This is a genomic window from Colwellia sp. 6M3 (genome assembly GCF_014077595.1).
Lineage (GTDB): Bacteria > Pseudomonadota > Gammaproteobacteria > Enterobacterales > Alteromonadaceae > Cognaticolwellia.
The window spans coordinates 1-2,743 of sequence record NZ_JACGWF010000166.1 but is presented as its reverse complement, the minus strand read 5'-3'; the positions used below and the strand labels follow the sequence as shown (position 1 = coordinate 2,743).

General features: G+C 49.4%; 1 rRNA gene. It reads left to right on the top strand.

What is annotated here, in order from left to right:
* Window positions 1-115: 115 nt before the first annotated feature.
* Window positions 116-2,743: ribosomal RNA gene (locus tag H4J50_RS18685) — 23S ribosomal RNA — on the top strand; the annotation flags it as partial.

Here is a 2,743-nt window from a genome sequence, read left to right as displayed (position 1 = left end):
ATTTATTACCACTCTTATTCAAGACACACTTTGTGTGCGTGAAAATGTCAGACTTTACAATTGAGCGGGTTTTGTCACCTGCTTGTACCAAATAGGAAACTACTTGGGGTTGTATGGTTAAGTGACTAAGCGTATGTGGTGGATGCCTTGGCAGTTAGAGGCGATGAAGGACGTGTTAATCTGCGAAAAGCTTTGGTGAGGTGATAAAAACCGTTATAGCCAAAGATGTCCGAATGGGGAAACCCACCCAAGGTAACTTGGGTATCATTAAGTGAATACATAGCTTAATGAGGCGAACCGGGAGAACTGAAACATCTAAGTACCCCGAGGAAAAGAAATCAACCGAGATTTCGTTAGTAGCGGCGAGCGAACGCGAATTAGCCCTTAAGTGGTTTGTAAGTTAGTGGAATCTACTGGAAAGTAGAGCGATACAGGGTGATAGCCCCGTACACGAAAATAAACTTATCATGAAATCGAGTAGGTCGGCACACGTGAAACGTTGACTGAACATGGGGGGACCATCCTCCAAGGCTAAATACTCCTAACTGACCGATAGTGAACCAGTACCGTGAGGGAAAGGCGAAAAGAACCCCTGTGAGGGGAGTGAAATAGAACCTGAAACCGCATACGTACAAGCAGTGAGAGCCGGATTTAGTCCGGTGATTGCGTACCTTTTGTATAATGGGTCAGCGACTTATATTCTGTAGCAAGGTTAACCGAATAGGGGAGCCGTAGCGAAAGCGAGTGTTAACTGCGCGTTTAGTTGCAGGGTATAGACCCGAAACCCGGCGATCTACCCATGGGCAGGTTGAAGGTTGAGTAACATCAACTGGAGGACCGAACACACGTATGTTGAAAAATGCGGTGATGACTTGTGGGTCGGAGTGAAAGGCTAATCAAGCCGGGAGATAGCTGGTTCTCCCCGAAATCTATTTAGGTAGAGCCTCGCACGAACACCATTGGGGGTAGAGCACTGTTAAGGCTAGGGGGTCATCCCGACTTACCAACCCTTTGCAAACTCCGAATACCAATGAGTGATATGCGGGAGACACACTACGGGTGCTAACGTCCGTTGTGAAGAGGGAAACAACCCAGACCGCCAGCTAAGGTCCCAAAGTACTAGTTAAGTGGGAAACGATGTGGAAAGGCATAGACAGCTAGGAGGTTGGCTTAGAAGCAGCCATCCTTTAAAGAAAGCGTAATAGCTCACTAGTCGAGTCGGTCTGCGCGGAAGATGTAACGGGGCTAAACTAGTCACCGAAGCTGCGGATTTGAACTTAGGTTCAAGTGGTAGGGGAGCGTTCTGTAAGCCGTTGAAGGTGAGTTGTAAAGCTTGCTGGAGGTATCAGAAGTGCGAATGCTGACATGAGTAACGATAAGGGGAGTGAAAAACTCCCCCGCCGAAAGACCAAGGTTTCCTGTCCCATGTTAATCAGGGCAGGGTAAGTCGGCCCCTAAGGCGAGGCGGAAACGCGTAGTCGATGGGAAACAGATTAATATTTCTGTACTTCTATATATTGCGAAGGAGGGACGGAGTAGGCTAGGTGAGCACGGCGTTGGTAGTCCGTGTGAAAGTATGTAGGCGGTTGTCTTAGGTAAATCCGGGACTTCATTCAACGCTGAGATACGAGACGAGACTCTACGGAGTTGAAGTCATTGATGCCATGCTTCCAGGAAAAGCTTCTAAGCTTCAGATATATAGGAACCGTACCCCAAACCGACACAGGTGGTTAGGTAGAGAATACTAAGGCGCTTGAGAGAACTCGGGTGAAGGAACTAGGCAAAATAGTACCGTAACTTCGGGAGAAGGTACGCTCTCTCGTGTGAATCCCTTGCGGAGTAAGCACAGGAGAGTCGAAGTAACCAGGTGGCTGGAACTGTTTATTAAAAACACAGCACTGTGCAAAATCGAAAGATGACGTATACGGTGTGACGCCTGCCCGGTGCCGGAAGGTTAATTGATTGGGTTATCTTCGGAGAAGCTCATGATCGAAGCCCCGGTAAACGGCGGCCGTAACTATAACGGTCCTAAGGTAGCGAAATTCCTTGTCGGGTAAGTTCCGACCTGCACGAATGGCGTAATCATGGCCACACTGTCTCCACCCGAGACTCAGTGAAATTGAAATTGCGGTTAAGATGCCGTATACCCGCGGCTAGACGGAAAGACCCCGTGAACCTTTACTATAGCTTGACAGTGAACATTGCTCCTACATGTGTAGGATAGGTGGGAGGCTTTGAAACCGTGTCGCCAGATGCGGTGGAGCCAACCTTGAAATACCACCCTTGTATGCGTGATGTTCTAACCTAGGGCCCTTATCGGGCTTGGGGACACTGTCTGGTGGGTAGTTTGACTGGGGCGGTCTCCTCCTAAAGAGTAACGGAGGAGCACGAAGGTTGGCTAAGTACGGTCGGACATCGTACGGTTAGTGCAATGGCATAAGCCAGCTTAACTGCGAGACAGACACGTCGAGCAGGTACGAAAGTAGGTCATAGTGATCCGGTGGTTCTGTATGGAAGGGCCATCGCTCAACGGATAAAAGGTACTCCGGGGATAACAGGCTGATACCGCCCAAGAGTTCATATCGACGGCGGTGTTTGGCACCTCGATGTCGGCTCATCACATCCTGGGGCTGAAGTCGGTCCCAAGGGTATGGCTGTTCGCCATTTAAAGTGGTACGCGAGCTGGGTTTAGAACGTCGTGAGACAGTTCGGTCCCTATCTGCCGTGGGCGTTTGAGAATTGA